General features: G+C 34.6%; 24 protein-coding genes. 23 read left to right on the top strand and 1 reads right to left on the bottom strand.

Features of this window, described 5'->3' with window-relative positions; all coding sequences use genetic code 11:
* The first annotated feature begins 48 nt into the window (after nucleotides 1-48).
* The 22 genes from PQ578_RS08845 (at nucleotide 49) to PQ578_RS08950 (ending at nucleotide 17,748) form a co-directional block, all read left to right on the top strand.
* Complete coding sequence (locus tag PQ578_RS08845; protein ID WP_273833606.1) at nucleotides 49-243, top strand: hypothetical protein; 195 nt, start codon at nucleotides 49-51, stop codon at nucleotides 241-243.
* A gap of 136 nt (nucleotides 244-379) precedes the next feature.
* Entirely contained in the window at nucleotides 380-760 is a 381-nt protein-coding gene (locus tag PQ578_RS08850; protein WP_273833608.1) for an Asp23/Gls24 family envelope stress response protein, read from the top strand.
* Between the two features lie 26 nt (nucleotides 761-786).
* The gene (locus tag PQ578_RS08855; RefSeq protein WP_273833610.1) at nucleotides 787-1,275 is read left to right on the top strand and encodes a GNAT family N-acetyltransferase; all 489 of its coding nucleotides are present in this window, start codon (nucleotides 787-789) and stop codon (nucleotides 1,273-1,275) included.
* 233 nt (nucleotides 1,276-1,508) lie between these two features.
* Entirely contained in the window at nucleotides 1,509-3,512 is a 2,004-nt protein-coding gene (locus PQ578_RS08860; RefSeq protein ID WP_273833612.1) for a hypothetical protein, read from the top strand.
* A 456-nt stretch (nucleotides 3,513-3,968) separates the two neighbouring features.
* Nucleotides 3,969-5,117 (top strand): restriction endonuclease, encoded by a 1,149-nt coding sequence (locus PQ578_RS08865; RefSeq protein ID WP_273833613.1) that lies wholly within the window; start codon nucleotides 3,969-3,971, stop codon nucleotides 5,115-5,117.
* Between the two features lie 536 nt (nucleotides 5,118-5,653).
* Nucleotides 5,654-5,929 (top strand): hypothetical protein, encoded by a 276-nt coding sequence (locus PQ578_RS08870; protein WP_224882882.1) that lies wholly within the window; start codon nucleotides 5,654-5,656, stop codon nucleotides 5,927-5,929.
* 600 nt (nucleotides 5,930-6,529) lie between these two features.
* Nucleotides 6,530-6,976: a hypothetical protein gene (locus PQ578_RS08875; protein ID WP_273833619.1), complete on the top strand. Its 447-nt coding sequence runs from the start codon at nucleotides 6,530-6,532 to the stop codon at nucleotides 6,974-6,976.
* Between the two features lie 463 nt (nucleotides 6,977-7,439).
* Nucleotides 7,440-8,342, top strand: coding sequence for a collagenase (locus tag PQ578_RS08880; protein WP_273833620.1), 903 nt, complete (start codon nucleotides 7,440-7,442; stop codon nucleotides 8,340-8,342).
* Between the two features lie 176 nt (nucleotides 8,343-8,518).
* Nucleotides 8,519-8,944, top strand: a complete 426-nt coding sequence (locus PQ578_RS08885) for an SMI1/KNR4 family protein (protein WP_273833621.1) — start codon at nucleotides 8,519-8,521, stop codon at nucleotides 8,942-8,944.
* Nucleotides 8,945-9,063: 119 nt separating this feature from the next.
* Nucleotides 9,064-9,513 (top strand): ASCH domain-containing protein, encoded by a 450-nt coding sequence (locus PQ578_RS08890; RefSeq protein WP_273833623.1) that lies wholly within the window; start codon nucleotides 9,064-9,066, stop codon nucleotides 9,511-9,513.
* A 156-nt stretch (nucleotides 9,514-9,669) separates the two neighbouring features.
* Entirely contained in the window at nucleotides 9,670-10,353 is a 684-nt protein-coding gene (locus PQ578_RS08895) for an alpha/beta fold hydrolase (RefSeq protein WP_273833624.1), read from the top strand.
* Nucleotides 10,354-10,491: 138 nt separating this feature from the next.
* On the top strand, nucleotides 10,492-10,641 hold the full coding sequence (locus PQ578_RS08900; RefSeq protein ID WP_194218895.1) for a hypothetical protein: 150 nt from the start codon (nucleotides 10,492-10,494) through the stop codon (nucleotides 10,639-10,641).
* Between the two features lie 167 nt (nucleotides 10,642-10,808).
* On the top strand, nucleotides 10,809-10,961 hold the full coding sequence (locus tag PQ578_RS08905; protein ID WP_273833628.1) for a hypothetical protein: 153 nt from the start codon (nucleotides 10,809-10,811) through the stop codon (nucleotides 10,959-10,961).
* A gap of 299 nt (nucleotides 10,962-11,260) precedes the next feature.
* A complete protein-coding gene (locus PQ578_RS08910) occupies nucleotides 11,261-12,226 on the top strand; it encodes a helix-turn-helix transcriptional regulator (protein WP_273833630.1) in 966 nt (321 codons plus the stop codon).
* 71 nt (nucleotides 12,227-12,297) lie between these two features.
* Entirely contained in the window at nucleotides 12,298-12,930 is a 633-nt protein-coding gene (locus PQ578_RS08915; RefSeq protein ID WP_273833632.1) for a type 1 glutamine amidotransferase family protein, read from the top strand.
* 157 nt (nucleotides 12,931-13,087) lie between these two features.
* Complete coding sequence (locus PQ578_RS08920) at nucleotides 13,088-13,495, top strand: hypothetical protein (protein WP_273833634.1); 408 nt, start codon at nucleotides 13,088-13,090, stop codon at nucleotides 13,493-13,495.
* Nucleotides 13,496-13,737: 242 nt separating this feature from the next.
* Entirely contained in the window at nucleotides 13,738-14,409 is a 672-nt protein-coding gene (locus PQ578_RS08925) for a 5'-methylthioadenosine/S-adenosylhomocysteine nucleosidase family protein (protein ID WP_273833637.1), read from the top strand.
* A gap of 227 nt (nucleotides 14,410-14,636) precedes the next feature.
* The gene (locus PQ578_RS08930) at nucleotides 14,637-15,134 is read left to right on the top strand and encodes a P-loop nucleotide/nucleoside kinase family protein (protein WP_273833640.1); all 498 of its coding nucleotides are present in this window, start codon (nucleotides 14,637-14,639) and stop codon (nucleotides 15,132-15,134) included.
* Nucleotides 15,135-15,264: 130 nt separating this feature from the next.
* On the top strand, nucleotides 15,265-15,639 hold the full coding sequence (locus PQ578_RS08935) for a DUF948 domain-containing protein (protein WP_273833642.1): 375 nt from the start codon (nucleotides 15,265-15,267) through the stop codon (nucleotides 15,637-15,639).
* A 172-nt stretch (nucleotides 15,640-15,811) separates the two neighbouring features.
* Nucleotides 15,812-16,051: a hypothetical protein gene (locus PQ578_RS08940; RefSeq protein WP_166000346.1), complete on the top strand. Its 240-nt coding sequence runs from the start codon at nucleotides 15,812-15,814 to the stop codon at nucleotides 16,049-16,051.
* Nucleotides 16,052-16,707: 656 nt separating this feature from the next.
* Nucleotides 16,708-17,202, top strand: coding sequence for an LURP-one-related/scramblase family protein (locus PQ578_RS08945; RefSeq protein ID WP_273833647.1), 495 nt, complete (start codon nucleotides 16,708-16,710; stop codon nucleotides 17,200-17,202).
* A 36-nt stretch (nucleotides 17,203-17,238) separates the two neighbouring features.
* Nucleotides 17,239-17,748, top strand: a complete 510-nt coding sequence (locus tag PQ578_RS08950; protein WP_273833649.1) for a hypothetical protein — start codon at nucleotides 17,239-17,241, stop codon at nucleotides 17,746-17,748.
* Between the two features lie 79 nt (nucleotides 17,749-17,827).
* Here PQ578_RS08950 and PQ578_RS08955 read toward each other — a convergent pair whose 3' ends face one another.
* The gene (locus PQ578_RS08955; protein WP_420541540.1) at nucleotides 17,828-18,463 is read right to left on the bottom strand and encodes a spore coat protein; all 636 of its coding nucleotides are present in this window, start codon (nucleotides 18,461-18,463) and stop codon (nucleotides 17,828-17,830) included.
* 323 nt (nucleotides 18,464-18,786) lie between these two features.
* Here PQ578_RS08955 and PQ578_RS08960 point away from each other — a divergent pair, with 323 nt between their 5' ends.
* Nucleotides 18,787-19,575: an MBL fold metallo-hydrolase gene (locus PQ578_RS08960; RefSeq protein ID WP_273834955.1), complete on the top strand. Its 789-nt coding sequence runs from the start codon at nucleotides 18,787-18,789 to the stop codon at nucleotides 19,573-19,575.
* Nucleotides 19,576-19,609 lie beyond the last annotated feature (34 nt).

Below are 19,609 nucleotides of genomic sequence, written 5' to 3' on the forward strand. Positions count from 1 at the left end.
TAGAGTGAAAGGTATAACTGTGTCGGTATGTGTAGGGGGAGGTAGATTATGACAATCGTTAGCTTTTTACTTATTGGGTGGATTTTAAGTTGGTTTAAGTTTGAGCAGGTGTTTATTCAAGCGTTTCAAGAGCTTTTTAACAAAACTATATCAAAAGCAAGCTACTACTTTATTTTCTTCTGCATCGGTGCTCTTGGAGACATCGTGCTGCTGTTGAATGGGACGTTTTTCGATAAATTGTAATGGTTTAAAAAGCTGAAGGTGTTATTATCTTTAGCTTTTTTTTGCGTTGACTGGAGAATCATTTTCAAAAACAGATGACAAAATCTACCTGAAGTGAAAAAATGGAAATAGATGCTGAGCTGAAAGAGGTGTTTGAATGAAAAAAGCAAATCGACTGTCAGTGGTATTATTTAGTTTTATGCTAATGAGTTTAGGTGTAATGGCTTACACTGTGTATTGGAATGATACTTATCCTTATGCAACAGAAGTAATTATTGGGTGTTTAGCTTACTTTTTTCTGTCCATTCTGTACTTTATTCTTACAGCAGCCTGGAATACGAGAATGCTTCACAAGTACGAAAGGAAGGAGCGAGTCGGTACGTTCATCAAATGGTTTGCCGGACTAAGCGCCATTCACGTGTTCGTTTCATTACTCACTTCCTCCAGTATTAACGGGTATCAATTGTTTACTTCCTTTGGGCTAGCAGCGGGTATTGCATTTAGCGATATGATGTTTCAAAAGAAAAGGTCTTACTAAACCACATTGTGAAGGGAGATGAGTAAATGAATGTAACTCTTCGACTGATAATAGAAGAGGATCTTCCACTTATTCAACATTACTTATCCATAGAAGGTGTCTCTAGAATGACTAATGTACCAGAACCTTACCCAACAAATGGGGCAAGAGAATGGTATGAGATGGTTTCGGAAGAACATCAGGGAGAAAACCACTACCCCTTTGCCATCATAGCTGATGGCGAATTCGCTGGAAGCATTTCCGTTAGACGTGAACAAGGTGATATCGGCGCAATCGATTATTGGGTGGCTCCTCCTTTTTGGAAGAAAGGGATTGGAACACAAGCTGCTGAACAAGCCGTAGACTTTGGTAGATATGAGCTAGGGTTTAAAAGCTTTGAAACGTGCTGTCTTATTGAAAATAGAGGTTCTGCCCGTCTTCTTGAGAAGATTGGTTTTCAAAGAGGAAAAGAATTTCTGATTGGAAGTGGAGAAAAGCATGAAGGGGAAATGGCTAGGATGTATTATTTGAAATGAGGGGTTAGTAGTGTTCCGTAATCGGGCAGTTTAATGGAAGACTTGAATTCAAGATAAGCGTTATACTTACGTGTGAATAATTTCTCGTAACCGTTAAGTAGAAATCCATATTTTATACATCTAAATAAACCACTTTATTATAGAATGAAACTTTTTTAATTGTCAGACGTATACAATATATAGGAATATTTAACTGATAAATTCAAAGTTGAGTGGTTTTAAGGTGGTGGGAAATGAAGTTATTTGAAGTGTTCTACAAGTACATAGTAGGCATTGTAGGGATCATATTTATTAGTTGTATGACTGTTTTTTTTACAGATGGATTTGAACTGAATATAAGTCTCTACGTTTATAATCTATGGGACGTCATCCTTTCAATCATTACTCCTTCTAATTGGCACTTTCAACAATATGTCGGTCACCAATTAGTAGAGAAGCCGTTGTTTTCCTATATATTCGACAACTACCTTTATTCCATGACGATTCTTTTTGCTGCATTAGTGATTGCTATTGTTCTTGGAATGATGTTTGCCCTATCAACTTTTGGTTTCCCTCATAAGATGAAACATGCCATTCATACTGTGTTAAATGGTTTGGAAGCGTTACCTGACATTCTTTTTATTTTTTTACTGCAAATGCTTGTAGTCTGGATTTATAAGACTTTTGATATTTTACTGTTTGAATTTGCTTATCTAGGTGAGAAAATCTATTTGTCTCCCATTTTATCTTTATGTATCTTACCGACAGTCTTATTTTATCGGGCATTTTTGCTTTTGTTAGAGGAAGAATGGAAGAAAGATTATGTTCAGTACGTAAGAAGTAAAGGGTTTAGTCGAATGCATGTTTTGATATGGCACTGCTTAAGGAATATTAAAATAAGTCTGGTGATTCAATCGAAGCCAATCGTGTGGATCACACTATCCAGCTTGTTGGTTATAGAGTATTTACATAACTTCTATGGTATCGTTCGATTAATCTTTTTTGATACTCGACCGTTTATCATAGCGATTACTCTCATTCTAATTTTTACACCATTTTATATCATTTATAGTGTTCTAGAATGGATTTTCAATGTGAAACAAGCTGAGGAGTTTAATGATTCAAGAGTTTCCATGAGTGGTATGAAACTATTCTCCACGAATTCTAAAAGCCTAGCCAATCGTGGTATACATATTTTTTCATTAATAAACAAAATGGGACGTTTTTTTGTATCTCTGTGTAAAAAGCCTAAGTTTGTAATAGCACTGATCTATCTGTTAGGGATCACAATCACAAGCTTTATGTATAGCTATATTGCAGAAGTTCCAGTGAGTACCATTGGAATAATCCAAGGTGAACAAGGGACTTATCATGACCCGCCTCATCCGCCGGGTGACGGAGTATTACTGTTAGGGTCAGATACGCATGGTCATCCTATTTTAAGTAAGTTAATCGTTGGTGCGAAGTACACCATTCTTCTTACTGCATTGATTGCGTTTTTACGAATTTTTATTGGGTACGCGCTCTCAATACCTTATCTTTTTTGGTTAGGAAATCGATCTAAAAAAGTTATTAATAACATTGCTGATGGGATGCAATTCCTCCCTCTTTCTCTCATTGCGTATATTTTGTTAGTAAATGTTTTGATTTTTGATGAAGACCAAAGACTTTTTGCTGAATCTGTTATGACGTCTAATATCATATTGGAAGTTAGCATTCTCGTTTTATTTGCTATCCCTGTTGTATTAAATACAATTGGTCGTGAAGCTGAAGAAATCTTGAGAAGAGACTTTGCACAAGCAGCCATTTTATTAGGCGGAAGTAAAAGTAGACTCTTATTTCAACATATAACAGTTCATCTCTTTCCGAAGCTAGTCCACCTTTTTGGACAACAAATGATTCAAGCACTTCAAGTTCTAATGCATTTAAGTGTGTTTAGAATACTTTTAGGAGGAGGGGTAAGGAGTGGCGGTGTGGCTTCACAGTCATTAACTTACGAATGGACTGGAATGTTTGAAACCATGCGTATGGGTATCATGACTGAGCGATATTGGCTGATTGTACCGGTTCTTGTTTTATATGTTCTTCTCATTTTTTCGATACAAGCAGTTGTAAAGAGCATCATAGACATTCAACAGCAGAAGATTGGGATTTATTCAGGTAAGAAGAAAACAAAACAAGTGGATAATGAAGGCGAGAGAAGGGCTTCTGGGAGTAGTGAACTAAACAAAGAGTCGTTTGTTTTTATGAATAATTAATTTTAATTGATATTAAACAAACGGGTGCCTTTAATTAAGAAACATCTCGATATCGAGTCTTCTGTTATCTCGGAGCTTATCTTTAATAAGATAGGCTTCTTTTTAGTGTAAAAGAAAAGATTAAGTTGTTTGCACTAATTTGAAATGATTGGTATTACATATGTGTAGGCGATGTTTTAATAAGGTCCTTCTTTAAAAATGAAAAACGCATATGGAATTCTATAATTGAGGAATGTTTCAGATTACGTACTTGATTTGGAGTCATCCAGAAAATGGAGCTTTACCAGGAGATCGCTTAAATTAATGGCATGTTAATACAAGGCGTGCCGAGCTTAGCTTGTTTTATTTAAATAAGATAGTTGGGAGTATATGTTAATATTGATTTATGAAAAATTTATTAAGTCTATTTGTAATACCAGATGATCTAATAAAAAGTATTCGAAGGATGGAAGAATAGTGAATAATGAATTATTAACTAAAACTAAGATGTCAGAGATAGTTGGTTGGTCAGAGGCAAACGGTAGGAGGTGGGTAAAGCATTTTAAAGATTGTATCCCAACTGTTACTAGCAAAAATAAGGTTATGTACACTTCAGAGTCATTAAGGATTATGATGTTTTTAAAAAAGATGAATGAAGCTGGCTTAACTATTCCAGAAATTAAAAAGATAATTGATATAGAGGGTATACCTAAAAATGAGAAGGAAGAACTGAGATTAATTGAAAAATATAGGCAGGATCCAATACATAATGAATTTGATGAAAAAATCAAAGGTACAATTCCTTCTACTGGAGAAATGATGATTCCTTATTTAGAAATTATCAAAGATGGAGAAGCATATTCTGCTAGTGAAATTACAGAGGAGTTAGTAGAATACTTTAAATTAGGTGAAGAGCAACGCTTGATGAAGTATGAAAATACTTCAGATATCATATTTCTATCTAGAGTTCGAAGTGTTAGATATAGTTTAAAAAAGGAAAATTACATCGAAGAAGTAAACAAACTTACATACAAAATTACTAACGAAGGCAAAGAATTACTTAACGAGAGTAGCAGTGAGATTAAGGAAGAAATCGAGGAATTAGAGAAAGTAGTAGACCCATTAACAATTGTCAAAGAAAAGTTAACTGACTTAACCAATGAATTAGCTGATAATCTATTGAAGCAATTAAGAAATGTCCATTGGGTAAAATTTGAGGATATAGTTGTAGAGTTATTAACTGAAATGGGATATGGAGATGGGCAAGTAACCCAGAGGACAAATGATGAAGGTTTGGATGGAGTAATTAAAGAAGATAAGCTAGGATTAGATAATATCTATGTTCAAGCAAAGAGATATGCAGCCAACAACTCTGTTGGTCGTGACGTTGTTCAAAGCTTTTCTGGTGCATTAGATGGGAAAGGTGCTAGAAAAGGTGTCTTCATTACAACATCTTATTTTACAGAAGGTGCAAAAAAATATGCGGAACGTTTAGAATCTAAAAAGATTATACTGATTGATGGAATAGAACTATCAAAGCTAATGGTTGCCCACAATGTAGGTGTAGATATTAATCACACTTTTGTAGTGAAAGCAATTGATTATGATTATTTTAAAGATGAATAACTTCGGAACGCAAAAAGTTGAGATGTTTGAAATCAATACATTTTTAGTATTCAAGAAAATCGGAGCTTTTGTGTAATAAAAAGCAAGTTTCCAATGTAGGGGTGAGGTAGGATTGTGAATTTATGCTTATTGAAAGGATTAACTTATGAAAAGTAAGGATTACAGCAAACGAAATATCATTCAGTGGATTGCATTTGGAATTGTAATGCTCTCTGTCGTTATAAGATTAGTAGTGTTCGTATCAGGAATAGCTCAGGATTTAGAATACAACACAATTAATGCTATAACTTGGACAGGTTTTGCGATTGGTATAATTTTATTATTGATTTCTTACTTGTTTCCCAAGGAGGCTTAAAACTTCCAATACGCTTTTCAGTTAAATCGGAGCTTATCTGCAATAGGATAAGCTCCTTTAAATTTGATATAAAAGATTGAGTTATGTAGGTAGGTTTGAAATAATTGGTATTAGAGGTTTGTGTGCGCAGCATTGTTGAAGACTTTAATTCGAGATATTTTAGTAAATTGGGTGGTTTAATATGAAGAAAGAAAACTTAAATAAGGCTCCAAAGATATTAATTAACATCATCCTTATTCTTTTAGTCATAGGTGCGATACAAATGTTTTTCGATGAAAATTATAGAAATGACCATTTTGGTTGGTTGTTTTTGTTAGCTTTTTGGATGGTTAGATGTCTTTATGGCTTTACCATAAGTTTCAAAAAAGGTGATAAGAAATTAGCTTTAGTTAATTTAGTTTTAGGTATTGTTGCTTTTTATTTTCTAGTGTCTCGTAGTATTAATTATTTTATCTAACACTATGTACTTCAGCATCTCGGAGCGATTGCACAATAAAAGGTGAGCGCTCTGTAAGTATTTAGAGCAGTTTAATGACTTGGAGAAGGACAGTTTGAGATATTGTTTTTCTTCTTATTCAACCAAGGTGTGTAGAACTAATATAGCTTAATTTTTGTTCCTCAGGAGTGAAGTTTTCATGGTGGATATTACCATAGTAATTAATGTGTTTAATATTGGTTTAATAGCGCTAATAATTAGTGTAATACTGAGGTTTTTCGTAAGAAAAGTCAGTTTAATGTATGTTATTGCTACCCCAATGGCTTTGGGTTGCATCTATTGTTCTATTAAAGGAATTGCGGGAGCCATACTATTCATATTACTCCTCTGCTTTTTCATTTCTTTATTAGGAATTGCGATAGCAAAATTCCTAATCTTTATAGAAGGTTACAATGGGTAAATATTTCTAACAAAGATACTAATTGCTTGGTGTGTGTCTTTCAAATTAAGTCTTGCTCCATTATCTCGGAGCGATAGCTGTACAGAGGCTATCGCTTATTGTGCGAACGGAGTAAGTTTAGGTTACTTTAAAAATGAATTTGATTAAGGAGGGCGTATTTTATGAAGCTGATGAAAATAACTGGTGTTATAGCTGTTGCTTTAATTATTTTTGTCGGTGGTTATTTTACTGGTAATATAAACAATAATGAGGCTTCCAGGGAAATCAGAATTGGTTATCAAGACAGCGATAATCCAAGTCAAATTGATTATCTCAATGTTTTTAAAGATACGGAAAACCAAGCCATTATAGATAATTTACTAATGATTTATTTAGGTAAAGAGAAGATAAAGAATGTAAATATAGATAAAGAAAATCCAGATATTTATTATAAGTTAATAAGTCCGAGACAATCGGTTTGTTTAATTGACTCTAGAGTATGGTTCACAAATGATGGTGCTATTATCGGTGAGCGTAGTGGAGAAGGCTGGGACCAAGTAGAATATTATAAACTTGATAAAAATAATGCTAAATATCTTAAGGAAACTATTGATTATAAAGAAGGATAACTTTCATGAACTAACGAGTGCATTAGTTTGAGATTTGCTTCAATATATTTCGAAACCAATTCTTCCAGTATCAGGGAGCTTATCTGTAGTGATAGGCTCCTTTTATCTGAAATTAAAAGATTGAGTTGTTCGTGTTATTTTGAAATAATTGGAATTAAGAAGGTTGCAGGATTATGTAATTAGGGTTTGGAGGTTCTCATTATCAATTTAATTAGAGAAATCATATCTTCTAAGTTGTTTGATTATCCTTTAATTTTTGGTTTGCTTTTTGGGGCTTATTCTAAATACTGTGTAATTAAGATTGTTTTATCTACTATTCTGGTCGCATTATTAATTTCTATGTTGACTTACAATTATAAGCACAACAGCTTATATAATTTAGTTACGAAAAAGAAAAAAATTCTAAGTAAAGTTGTTGTGAATTAGTCTTAGATTGAACCAAGATAGGATGAAAGGGGGAAATATGAAAAAAGCAATAAAAATGGTTGTCATCATCTTTTCAAGTATATTTTTTCTTCTATTATTACTCTTAATAGGAGGAGTTAACTACATTCACAGTGAAGTTGAAGAAACTGCGGGAGAGCCAGTAACGTATTTTCAAGCAGTGAAAACGATACTAAATCTGAACTATGATGGTGAATTAGAGAGAAAAACAAAAACGTCAAAAGATATGCAAAGCTATCAAAATGTTTCTGTCTACATTGATAAACAGGATAATGACTTAGTTCCACTGATTAAGGATACAATTGACTGGGCTAAGACCAAAAACAAAGAAATTTTAGGTGATATAAAAGATAGAGATGTAGATATAATCTTTTTTAATAATGAAAAGGATTTTCAAAAAATTTCTACTTTGGATAGTGTGTCTGGGTATTATGACCCTTTCGGCTTATACATAGGGATCAAAATAGATGACAAGAAAGGGATACTGAACGGAAAAGAAACGCCACTCTACTTTTTTCAAAAAAGTATCTTGCACGAATTTACCCATTATACTTTTGACCGTAAAGTTGAAGGGACCAAAACTCCAATGAACCAATATCCTTTATGGTTTCAAGAAGGCGTTGCTGATTACATAGCAAATGATCGAACCATTGTCGAAGCGAGTGATTTTGAATTCGTAACTTATGACCAACTTAGGAGTTACGAACAATGGAAAACCGCCAGAAAACAAGATGGCACAGATGTCTATGATCAAAGTTATTTCACTATCAAATTTCTGATAGATAAGAATGGTGAAAATGTCATTGAAGATATTATCGATGCTACTAGCAACTCTGGTGATTTTAAAAAAAGCTTCGAAGATGTTACGGGACTCCGCTATGACACGATGCTTAAGAGGTTGAAAATAACGTTAGAGAAATGATTGTTGTGAAAGTAAAACCATAATATAGCGGCACTACCTTCTTCAATTAAATCGGAGCGTTTACTTAATAAAAAGTAAGCGCTCTATGCAGATTTAGAGATAGCGTTGCTGTTTGGAAATAACTTAAGAATACCAGGTCTTACTGTTTGATAAAGTTAGAAAGGAAGGGCATTTGAATGAAAGACGTAATCCACTTAATTGATTCAAAAAAACCTGGAATTACCGAATTAGATATTAAATCAACGGAAGAAAAATTAAATGTGGATTTACCGGAACAATACAAAGAACTATTTAAACTATCTAATAATGCTCAGGTTGGTGAATGGACTCTTTTCCCTATTAAAGACTCTAAAAATTTAAAGAGAACGTGGGACGATATAGTAAGAGAAAATATTGATATTAAGGATGAAGGAATGTCGGAAGAGCTTATATCAATTGGTGAAGATGGAACAGGGGACAAGTTATGTTTTAGGAATGCTGGAAGAGTTTGTGATAACAGGATATATATTTGGTATCACGAAACAAGACGAATTGAAGAAATAGCTTCAAGCTTAAAAGAATTTGTTATTTCCTACTCTGGAGAAGTAGAAGAGGACGAATGAAGTTTTTAGCTTTTCTTGTTCCATTAACTCGGAGCGTTAATCTAAAAAGGATTATGGCCTTTTTGTTTAAATTAGTAACTGGGCCATTTAATTGAATAAAATAAGGGGATATATATATTATGAATCAAGCAGCCGAAATATATTGGAATGAATATTGGAAGAGCCAAAATAAGCCTAAATCAGTTACTGCGTGGCAACTCGGAGTCGAGCCTGACACTCTTGCGCAATTAGTGATAGATGGTATTAAAACTGCAACATGCTCAGGGCATATATTTTATGAACTAGAGAATGAAGCCCTTCCAACAACGGAAGATTACAATATTATTTTAAACAGTGATCATGAGCCTGTAGCAATCACTAAAACAATAGAGGTTTCTATAACTCCAATGAATGAGGTTAGTGAAGAGTTTGCTATTGCGGAAGGCGAAGGAGACAGAACCTATCGATATTGGTTTGATGAACATGAAAAATTCTTTAGAAAAGAACTAAATGCAATTGGACGTGAATTTTCGAAGGATATGCCCCTTGTTTGTGAACGGTTTGAAGTGATCCATGTAAAAGATGAATAACTCAGTTTTAAAAAATAGGGAGCTTATCTGTAATAAGATAGGCTTCTTTTTAATTTTAAGTAAAAGATTGAGTTATTCGCACTAAATTGAAATAATTGGTATTGTTGGATAGGAAGTTAACATTCAAAATCAGAGAATTAAATTGGGGGATTTAAATTGGAAAAGATATATATGCTTCACGGTTTTATGGGAACTGGCAAGTTGCATTTTAAAGAACAAATTTCTCATTTTGATAAGCAATATGTAGTTGATGCAGTGGATCTGCCAGGTCACGGCGGAAATGAATATTCTAGTCAAGAAGAGTATTTTACTGATACTTTAGAATGGCTAATTCAGTATTTAGAAGCAAATGGTGAAGGCTATTTGATAGGATTGTCATTAGGTGCTTCGTTAGCCATACATACTGCAATGGAAAAACCTAACTTAGTTAAAGGGATTGTGCTGACTGGCTATTCTCCTTTCATTCCTAAAGAACTTGAAGAAATAATGGAAAATCAATATAATCATTTTTTAAATATTGATAAGAATGATAAAGAGACAGCTTCATACTTCGAAACTGTTCACGGTAGTAAATGGAACAAGACATTAAGAAGTGTCCTCCACTCGATGACCTTTAAATATCCAACCGTAACAAATATAGAATTATCCTCATTAAAAGTACCTACTCTATTATTAAATGGTGATCAAGAACAGCACGAGGTTAATGCTGGTTCATATGTGAAAAGTGAAAATCCAAATCTAAATGTTGGAATTATTCCAAATGCCGGACACACTGCTAATATTGATAAACCAGTTTTGTATAACTATATTATTGAAGAATTTATTAGTGGGGTAAAATGATCTTTTATTAATTCGGAGCTTATCTGTAATAGGATAGGCTTTTTTTGTAAAATAAATGATTGAGTGATTTACGCTCTTTTGAAACAATTTGAATAGAGTTTTAGATATTGAATTGAAGGTATAAAAGGTGGAATCAAGATGAAAGGATTATTTATTTCAATATTTACTTTTATAATAGTTTGGGCATTATATGGGGTATTTTTCAATGACTTTGAAGAGGATATTTTATTTCTTACAATAGTAGGGATTATTACTGGTTATAACATAGGTAAAAGGCAGCGTGATTAAAATAGATGTAGAAAGTATTTCTTACATTAAATCGGAGCATTTCTTTAAGAAGTGGAAGAACACTTTTTTATGAAATAAGTGTTCAAAATAAAGATTAATGCAGTAAAATAAGGTATATTATATTGTTGAAGAGATTCTCTTGTAAGAGACGAAAAGTGGTGAACAAAGTGGGAAGATATCAATTGGATCACAAAGGTAAGGTAGCTGTGACAAAGTTCCATGAAAAACAGACGACTGCCAAATTTGATAAGCAGGATCATCTAAAAAAAATACGTGCGGAGTATTTAAAAAAGAAGCAAAAACATACAGATAAATTATAGGATGGAAACCATAAGAAGATTAAATTCTTCCTATGTTTTTCTTATGGAAAGTTTCATTTCGATATCTTTTGCAATTTCGGAGCTTATCTTTAATTAGATAGGCTTCTTTTTATGAAATTAATTATTGTGTCACTCTCTCTGATTTGAAATAATTGGCAGTAATGAAGCGTATATAGAATGGTTAATTTCATAATGAGATGCTCCTGCAAGCGCGACATTATATAGAAAGATACCGAAAAGAAACACCAAAAATCGGAAATACATAATAGGACATCAATCTCATATAGAGGTGGAATTACATGCCGAAAATTGACAATATGTTAGCAATTCTATGGATGCTTCGTTCAGGTGAAAAAATGACCGCAAAACAAATTTCAGAAAAGTTAGAGATGAATATTAGGACTGTGTATCGTTATATTGATACAATTTCAACAAGTGGTGTACCAATCATTTCAGAACCTGGACATAACGGTGGATATTCTTTATTGAACAATTTTATTGAGGCTCCTCTTTTTTTTGATTTTGAGGAGCAAACGTCACTATATCACGCTGCTGTTTTTGCAGAAGAAGCCGGGTATTATGGAGGTGAAGCACTAAGTAGGGCCATTTCAAAACTAAGTAAATACTCAAACCAAGAGCAGGAAGCAAAGATAAACCAACATTTAACTAGTCTAGAAATAATAAGTCGATTAGGTTCACTCTCTGTGGACCCACTTTTGAAAGAGTTGGAGCAGGCCGTAGCTGAAGGGTACTCAGTAAAAATTCTTTACCATAAAAGTAGCGAAAAGCAATCAAATGATAGATTAGTCGATCCGTACAGAATTATCTATTGGAATAATAAATGGTATGTGATTGGATTTTGTCATCTTAGGAATGATATCCGTAGTTTTAGAGTAGATCGAATTGAAAGTCTATTGCTAACCGAAAATAAGTTTAACCGACCAGAAAATTTTTCAGCACGTGACTTTTTTATAAAAAGTCTTCTTCCAACTATAGAAGATAAGGAAGGGATTATTTCTTTGGTTATTCAAGGGGATAAAAGTGTATTGGCTGATATTTGCCAACATTGGTTTTTAGGACATTATTTACAAGAACGGACTTCAAATCAAGCAGTTTTTCTTCTTGAAAAAGATGTGATTCATACATATGTACCTTATTTACTTTTACCGTACAATCAATCTATTAAAGTGATTGAGCCAATCAGTCTAAAGAAACGACTTGTTGATGTGCTGTCGGAATTAATAGAATTTCATCAAGTAAAATAACTTCCCTGACATTAACTGTCAGGGAAGTTTTATTATACTGGCTATATCAAATGTGATGGGAGTGTTATTGGATGCAAACAAAAAAAGTTTTTCTATATGTTTTTAATACAATGTCGGACTGGGAATATGGATATTTAATTGCTGAACTAAACTCAGGAAGATATTTCAAAAAAGGTTTAGCACCTTTAAAAGTCATTACAGTTGGAGCTAATAACGAAATGATTACTACTATGGGAGGACTGAGCATAAAACCAGATATTTCTCTTGATGAATGTACGCTTGAGAGTAAAGATCTTTTAATTTTACCAGGAGGGACTACTTGGAGTGAAGAAATTCATCAACCTATCTTGGAAAGGATTGGCCAAGCTTTAAAGCTTGGCACGATTGTTGCTGCAATTTGTGGTGCAACTGAGGGCCTAGCGAATATGGGATATTTAAATACTAGAAAGCATACAAGTAATAACTTAGAATATACTAAAATGTTATGTCCTAACTATAAGGGAGAAAAGTATTATGAGTTGAGATCTGCGGTATCTGATGCGAATTTAGTTACTGCATCAGGGATAGCTCCTCTGGAATTTGCGATGGAAGTGCTGAAAAAAATAGATGTATTTACACCAGATGTATTACATTCATGGTATAACCTAAATAAGACTCATAAACCTGAATACTTCTTCCAGTTAATGAATTCAATAGATAGCTGAGCTAAAAAGTCAGTTTTATATTAGTTCAAATAAAATAATGAATTAACTGAAAAGCTCACTTTCTCTATTTTGTTTTGCAGAGAAGTTGTGCTTTTTAATTCGTGGAAAAGTCTATTTTTAAATATCACATAGACTTCAATATGTGAGGGGGGCTTATTTGAAGAATACAATTTCTATTCTCTGTTTACTGTTGCTGTTATTAGTAGGGTGTAATCAGGATAATATTCAACGTGATAAAGACTTGGAGAATGCTATTCATACGATTGTGGCAGATAAAAACCAGAATGAGATAAGGGTTAAATCGCTTACCAATTTCGAATGGGAAGAAGCGTTTCTTTTCACGCCTTACAGTACACAAGGCAGTATAGAAAAACAATTAGGTTTTTATTTCAAAGATCCGAGCAATCTCGAAATGAGAGACGATATTTATCTTATGGTTTTTGTGAACGGTGGTAAAGTAGTTCAATATGTTGAGTTAGATCGTCACACGTCTGACTTTTCTATTGGAGACAAGGATCATCTTACTCCCAAAAAAGACGTGATTAGTATTGAAAGGAATAAATAGCAGCTTTTTCTTTAGTGAAGAAAATAGTAATTTAGAAAAGGTTATTCAATAATCTCGGAGTCGTTTGCTTAATAAAATGTAAGCGCTCCATGTCGTTTAAGGGCAAGTTGGTAAAAAAGGGGATTTACTTATTAATAACGAATTGTTGATGAATAGAGTATGAAGGATAGTGATGAAAATGAAATTCAGACCTTGTAGAGACATTCAATAGTGACAAATTTTATTTATAGGATGATAAGTTGATGATCGGAATAAGTATAGCAACGAAGTGGGAATATGAAGCGGCATTGGAATATTTTGGCGTGAAAGATAATGAACGTTTCGGTTATCCTTATGGCGAGTATTTTATAAGATCAATTAATGATACCGACCTTGTTTTTTATAGTACTGGTGTAAGGAAAGTAAATGGTGTTGGTGGTAATCAGTATATGATTTCTAAATATAATTTAACTAAAGTAATCGTTGCTGGAACATGTGCAGGAATAGATGATAGGTTCAGTAATTTGGATATTTTTGTACCCAATGAAGCCGTTCAATATGATTGCACAGTAAAAGAAGTCGAGCCTCTGATTAAACAATCCTTCATAGTTAATATGGATCTATCAAAATATGGCGATGATTTCTATACCGGAACGATTGGCACCGCTGATAAAGCAGTCGTTATGTGGAAGGACTATTTAGAACTGAAAGAAAACGAAATCACAATAGCCGATACAGAAGCGGGTGCAATTGCTTATATCTGTCAGAAGAATGATGTTGAATGTATTATCATTAAAGGAATATCTGATTTTCCAACAGATGAAAGAAACTCTGATAAATTGGGCTCAAACATTGAACAAATGAATGTTTATTTAGAAAACACACCCAAAGTTATGAACAAAATATTTGGCGAATATTTAAATCGATTTATATAAATCGATTTATAATAAGACTATATGAGATATCTGTATATCGATGACATGGTGTTCAGATGAAAAAACATACTAATTCACATGTTCTCAGTCCTAACTTTAGAGGGGATGAGGTGGCTACAGACGCAATCATGAATAGATCAATGTAAGTTAACTCAGAATGAGTAATGAATCGCTTTTTACTATTTTATTATTTTAGAAGATAAAACATAAGTATTGGGGCTAAAAACATGAGGGAATTGGGAACGCTCTACTTTTTCTGTGGAAAAATGGGTGCAGGAAAATCAACTAAATCAAAACAATTCGCAATCGACCATCAGGCGGTACTTTTGTCTGAAGATGAATGGCTTTCTTCTCTTTATCCCAATCAGATTGCGTCATTTGAGGACTATTTGACATTCTCAGCGCAACTCAAGCCGTTGTTGAAAAAACATGTTCAAAACATATTAAGTGTCGGCACAGATGTAGTGATGGATTTTCCGGCGAACACTCAAAAACAGCGGAAGTGGTTTTTGGATTTGGCATCTGAGATTAATGCAAACCATCAATTAATTTATCTTAATCGATCTAACGAGCAGTGCTTACGTCAGATCGAACAAAGGCGTAAGGAACAACCAGAAAGAGCAGCTTTTGATACGGAAGCGGTATTTATTCATGTGACTAACTTTTTTGAAGCGCCAAAAGCATCCGAGGGTATTCATATTATGGAGTTTACTGAGAAAGATTAGCAAGGAACTTTCGGCTAAGCTTTTTTGAAGCAGTTTAGTGTCGCCTATTCGTTTAACAAGGAGCTTTAAAACTTGTACCTAAAAGAATGTCCGACCACTCACCTTCATAGACTTAGAGAAAAGAAGGGAAGTGATCTCAATTTTTGGATGGAGTGCAGTTGTTGTAGCCGCCGCGTTTGTGATTCTTGTTGTCTATTTGATTTTAACTTTACGAAAAGTTATGGCAACACTGGCTGAAACGAAAGAGACGCTGTCTGGTGTCCGAAGTTCAGTTAACGGCATTACAGAAGAAGCAGAGGAACTGATTCATACCGCCAACCAAATTTCCGATGATGTGAAAGGAAAAATGGAAGCCGTTGATCCATTGATCGAGTCCGCGCATGATGTGGGGGATATGATACATGATGTAACGAGCTCAATTAAACGAACGGCTTTGCAAAAGAAGGGTAGAAAAACCATTCGTGCGCACGAAAGCAAGCCGGTGCAGATTAAATTGAAGAAATAAGCTGGGTAGAGGGGTTTCTTTGGGGAGCCAGACCTAGCAAAATTATATAACTAGGAAAAGAAGCCTGCGGTGGGCTTCTTTTTCTTGAGTTATAACACGTGTTTTGAAATAATTGGTAGTAAGGTTTTTGAAATTGTAACGAATACAAGTTGAATTTAGAGGAGGCATCCCGGTGTACGCTTCACTTTGGATTATTATTGGTTTCTGTACAATCGGATTGATTGTCCTTATGTCTATGAAGAAAACGATGGAAAATAGGCTTGCCCTTATAAAAGTAAATGGGAAAAGTAAAGAAAGTGCCCGAGCAAGTCGGTCTATTATTTGGTGGATCGTGAGTACAGTAGCGTGGGGAATCCTGAGTATTAGTCTTTTTATATGGTGGTTAAATCAATACTTTGAAATGAGTGGTTAGAAGATTAATAGCTCCTTCAATTAGAAAAGGGTGGATGTTCTTATTAAATCAATTGCAAATGCAACTATGTCAGTGATTTTTATGTCTTTAGGGTTATTGTTTGGTCTAATTTCATTTTCCTATAAAATGTTAATCATATCAGATATTCCTGTATCCTTTACAACGACTGAAGCGCTTTTTTCACAGCTGTTGTTTTTTATTGCAACATTATTCTTCGCACTTTTTTTAGCTTCTATAAAAAAGAATAGTGTTAAAGGAATTTCAATTGGGTTTCTCATTCTGGCATTTTCATTTAATCTGCTAGTGTTTAGAACTGATTTAGCAAATGATTCTCCCGCGCTAGTACAACTGCAAATCGCGCCTGTCTTACATTTAGGTTTTTTAGTCGTGTTGAATCTTTTTTTACTTATTAAAAACTGGAATAAAAGTTACTCATTAAATTAGGAGGTTTTTTCGACAGGCAGTGATCATGTGAGTATGGGCGGAATGAGTATAGCATTCATCTCACTAGGTCTAATTGTTTTAATCCTGATTGTTATCCTATTTGTCATGCGAAAAAAGGAGATAAAAGTTTTAATTGACTATTTCATGCATTGAAGGAACGAAATATCCACCTAACTCGTAAGTATTTTAAAAGGCAATTGGGAGGCAAATGGATGAAGCAACTTTATATGAAGCAGAAGGTCTTCAGTCTTAGTGGGAAATATACAGTAAAGGATCAGCAAGAGAATGATCGCTATTATGTGGAAGGAAGTTTTATGCAAGTGCCAAAGACTTTCTCCATAATGAACACTTCAAGAGAGGAAGTAGCCCTTATTGAGAAAAAAGCCTTCACCTTGTTACCCAAATTTTTTGTGGAGGTAAATGGTCAGGAGATTTTAACCATCAAGAAGGAATTTTCTTTCTTAAAAGCTCGTTATACCATTGATATGGAAGGAATTGAAGTGAATGGTAATTGGTGGGATATGGATTTCCAAGTGTTGCAGGATGGTGAAATCATAGCGAAAGTGGGCAAGGAATGGTTCACCTGGGGCGATAGTTACAAAGTTCAAATCCTAGATGATGAGATGGAAACGATTATTATTGCGCTCGTTGTGGCGATTGATTGTGTGAAGTCTGACCAGGCAGCTGCAGCTTCAGCGTCGGTTTAAGCAATAGAAACAATGAGCTCATGTTGGGGGAGTAAGATGAAGAAAAAATTAAAAAAAGTGATTATACCTTTCCTTCTGCTATCGTTCGCTTTGAATATATTCCTAATTTATCACTACTATGACGAAGAGAAGAAAGAAAAGGAAGAATTAGGGTTTGTGGTGAATAACCTTATTTTTAATATGAATGAATCTGTCAATCATTTAAATGATCTTGATATGAGTCATCCTGATTACAAAAACCGCTTGATATTAGTTTATAGGAACTTTGCAGAAAATGAAGGATTCATTAATGCGCACATAAAGGAAATGCCTCGAAATTTAGTATCGTGGAACGGTGAAATGGTAGTCGGATTAGGCAATGGAATTTATGAGGTGGATGAAGAAGGCACAGAAGAAACAGTAGAAGATATTTTGAATTTTAGTAACGGTTATCATAATGAAATTCAACATCTTAACCCCGAAGAACATCCTTATGAAGCTCTACAAGTGATGGAAACGGTCCTTAGCAACCAAAAATATATGGGGGAACGCTTCATTTATCAATAAAATCCGAGTTATTGGCTAAAATTTCGTTATATTGGCTAAATCTAAAAAGTTGAACGCAGCGGCGTTCAACTTTTTTAAGTTAATGTATGGTTCCCTGGCTCGGAACAGTAGCGTAGCTTTGAAGCATGAGTTGCATGTCCTGTTGAGCAAGTTGAGGGACTTGATAATAAGAATGCTTATTTTGATAAAGGAAAATTTCATAACTTAATTCAATCAGGTTTGGCACACTGTCACTCACAACGCGTCGTAAGATCGGATTCGTCATTTCAAGAGCGGTCATGGTGAATAAAGAAGCGAGAGATTTTGTGTGACCTAACATATAAGCGGTTAACCCTTTATCGGAAAGCTCATTGACCGACTGATTTGGTTTTTTTGGTGGTCCAGGGTTAATACCATACACAACCTCATTTGATTGTTGCATCGTATATTGTCCAGTCGGCACCTTTGGATCTTGTCCTGTTTGAAAGCTCTGTACAATCATATTATACATCGTTGTAACGAACTGAGATTGATGGTTTAAGATGGTCTTTAATTCAGGATCCTGGACGTGTTGTTCATACATTTGATAGTGATCCAATAAGTTTATGATGCCGGCAATGACTTCATGAGCATCGAATAATTCGTGCCCTCCATGATTTGTATTACCTGCGTTTTGGATAGGGGGTTGTGCATTTGGCATTGCCTGATTTTGTTGATTCGGTCTTTGTTGTTGCATGTTTGTTCCTCCTTTTTTTTTTCGAAAAGTCACAAGAGAGCAGAATACCCTCCGAATAAATTCCTCGAGGGATATTTCCATGCCAAAAATTGGTTCCCTTACTGAAGAAACACAAAGCTTATCTTTTGCTTTACCGGCGAGTTTATACACTAACAGTATCACCATGTACGAATGGAATGAATTACCCTTGCAGATTGAGAATGGTTTGATCTAAACCTTCAAACACTGAACAGATAAGGCTCATCAGTAAGGTACAGATAGGAGGAAATAACGTGAAGCCATTAGATAGTGATTTTTCTAACGTTCATCTTCCCTTTACTAGCATGAATAATAGAAAAGGGCGTGAAGTCTGTAATGATCTTTATTATTGGACGAATCAGGTTGTGAATATTTGTCTCTATGGTGATTCAAATGCGAGAGAGTGGGTGTTGATTGATTGTGGAATGCCTCATTCGAAGCAGGCGATCATGGATGCTGCTGAGAAAAGGTTCGGACATTCTGGAAAACCGAAAGCCATTGTATTAACGCATGGACACTTTGATCATGTAGGTTCACTCGAGCCATTACTAAAAGAGTGGGACGTACCGGTTTATGCTCATGAAGATGAAATTCCTTATTTAAACGGGGAACTGGATTATCCAAAAGGGGATGCGAAAGCTGATGGTGGACTTGTTAGCGAGCTCTCGCCTCTATATCCACATCATGGAATTGACATTTCATCTAACCTTTATCCCCTTCCCCATAATGGTGAAGTGCCCTATATGGAGGGCTGGAACTGGATCCATACGCCAGGACATACGCCAGGACATGTTTCTCTTTATCGAGAAAGAGATGGTGTTTTAATTGCAGGGGATGCCTTTGTAACCGTTAAGCAGGAATCTCTTTATCGTGTGGTGCTACAACAAAAGGAAATTAGCGGTCCTCCAAAGTATTTTACGATGGATTGGGCGGAAGCGAAAAAGTCAGTATCAAAGCTAGTTAGTTTGCAGCCTACACTAGCTGTGACGGGACATGGAGAAGAGATGGAAGGCGAAGAGTTAGAAGAGGCTTTAAAAAGGTTAGTCGAAAACTTTGATCAAATCGCATTACCGGCTAATCAAAAGCGACATTAAATATACAAAAAATAATGAAGCGGCAAGTCACTGG

It is taken from the genome of Guptibacillus sedimenti (assembly GCF_028610665.1).
Classification (GTDB): Bacteria; Bacillota; Bacilli; order Bacillales; family Guptibacillaceae; genus Guptibacillus; species Guptibacillus sedimenti.

Coding starts and splice junctions, on each gene's coding strand:
- PQ578_RS08870 (WP_224882882.1), top strand. CDS start 5,654: ATGAAGAAAGAAAACTTAAATAAGGCTCCAAAGATATTAATTAACATC.
- PQ578_RS08900 (WP_194218895.1), top strand. CDS start 10,492: ATGAAAGGATTATTTATTTCAATATTTACTTTTATAATAGTTTGGGCA.
- PQ578_RS08915 (WP_273833632.1), top strand. CDS start 12,298: ATGCAAACAAAAAAAGTTTTTCTATATGTTTTTAATACAATGTCGGAC.
- PQ578_RS08885 (WP_273833621.1), top strand. CDS start 8,519: ATGAAAGACGTAATCCACTTAATTGATTCAAAAAAACCTGGAATTACC.
- PQ578_RS08945 (WP_273833647.1), top strand. CDS start 16,708: ATGAAGCAACTTTATATGAAGCAGAAGGTCTTCAGTCTTAGTGGGAAA.
- PQ578_RS08925 (WP_273833637.1), top strand. CDS start 13,738: ATGATCGGAATAAGTATAGCAACGAAGTGGGAATATGAAGCGGCATTG.
- PQ578_RS08855 (WP_273833610.1), top strand. CDS start 787: ATGAATGTAACTCTTCGACTGATAATAGAAGAGGATCTTCCACTTATT.
- PQ578_RS08890 (WP_273833623.1), top strand. CDS start 9,064: ATGAATCAAGCAGCCGAAATATATTGGAATGAATATTGGAAGAGCCAA.
- PQ578_RS08880 (WP_273833620.1), top strand. CDS start 7,440: ATGAAAAAAGCAATAAAAATGGTTGTCATCATCTTTTCAAGTATATTT.
- PQ578_RS08910 (WP_273833630.1), top strand. CDS start 11,261: ATGCCGAAAATTGACAATATGTTAGCAATTCTATGGATGCTTCGTTCA.
- PQ578_RS08950 (WP_273833649.1), top strand. CDS start 17,239: ATGAAGAAAAAATTAAAAAAAGTGATTATACCTTTCCTTCTGCTATCG.
- PQ578_RS08860 (WP_273833612.1), top strand. CDS start 1,509: ATGAAGTTATTTGAAGTGTTCTACAAGTACATAGTAGGCATTGTAGGG.
- PQ578_RS08960 (WP_273834955.1), top strand. CDS start 18,787: ATGAATAATAGAAAAGGGCGTGAAGTCTGTAATGATCTTTATTATTGG.
- PQ578_RS08930 (WP_273833640.1), top strand. CDS start 14,637: ATGAGGGAATTGGGAACGCTCTACTTTTTCTGTGGAAAAATGGGTGCA.
- PQ578_RS08955 (WP_420541540.1), bottom strand. CDS start 18,463: ATGCAACAACAAAGACCGAATCAACAAAATCAGGCAATGCCAAATGCA.
- PQ578_RS08850 (WP_273833608.1), top strand. CDS start 380: ATGAAAAAAGCAAATCGACTGTCAGTGGTATTATTTAGTTTTATGCTA.
- PQ578_RS08845 (WP_273833606.1), top strand. CDS start 49: ATGACAATCGTTAGCTTTTTACTTATTGGGTGGATTTTAAGTTGGTTT.
- PQ578_RS08875 (WP_273833619.1), top strand. CDS start 6,530: ATGAAGCTGATGAAAATAACTGGTGTTATAGCTGTTGCTTTAATTATT.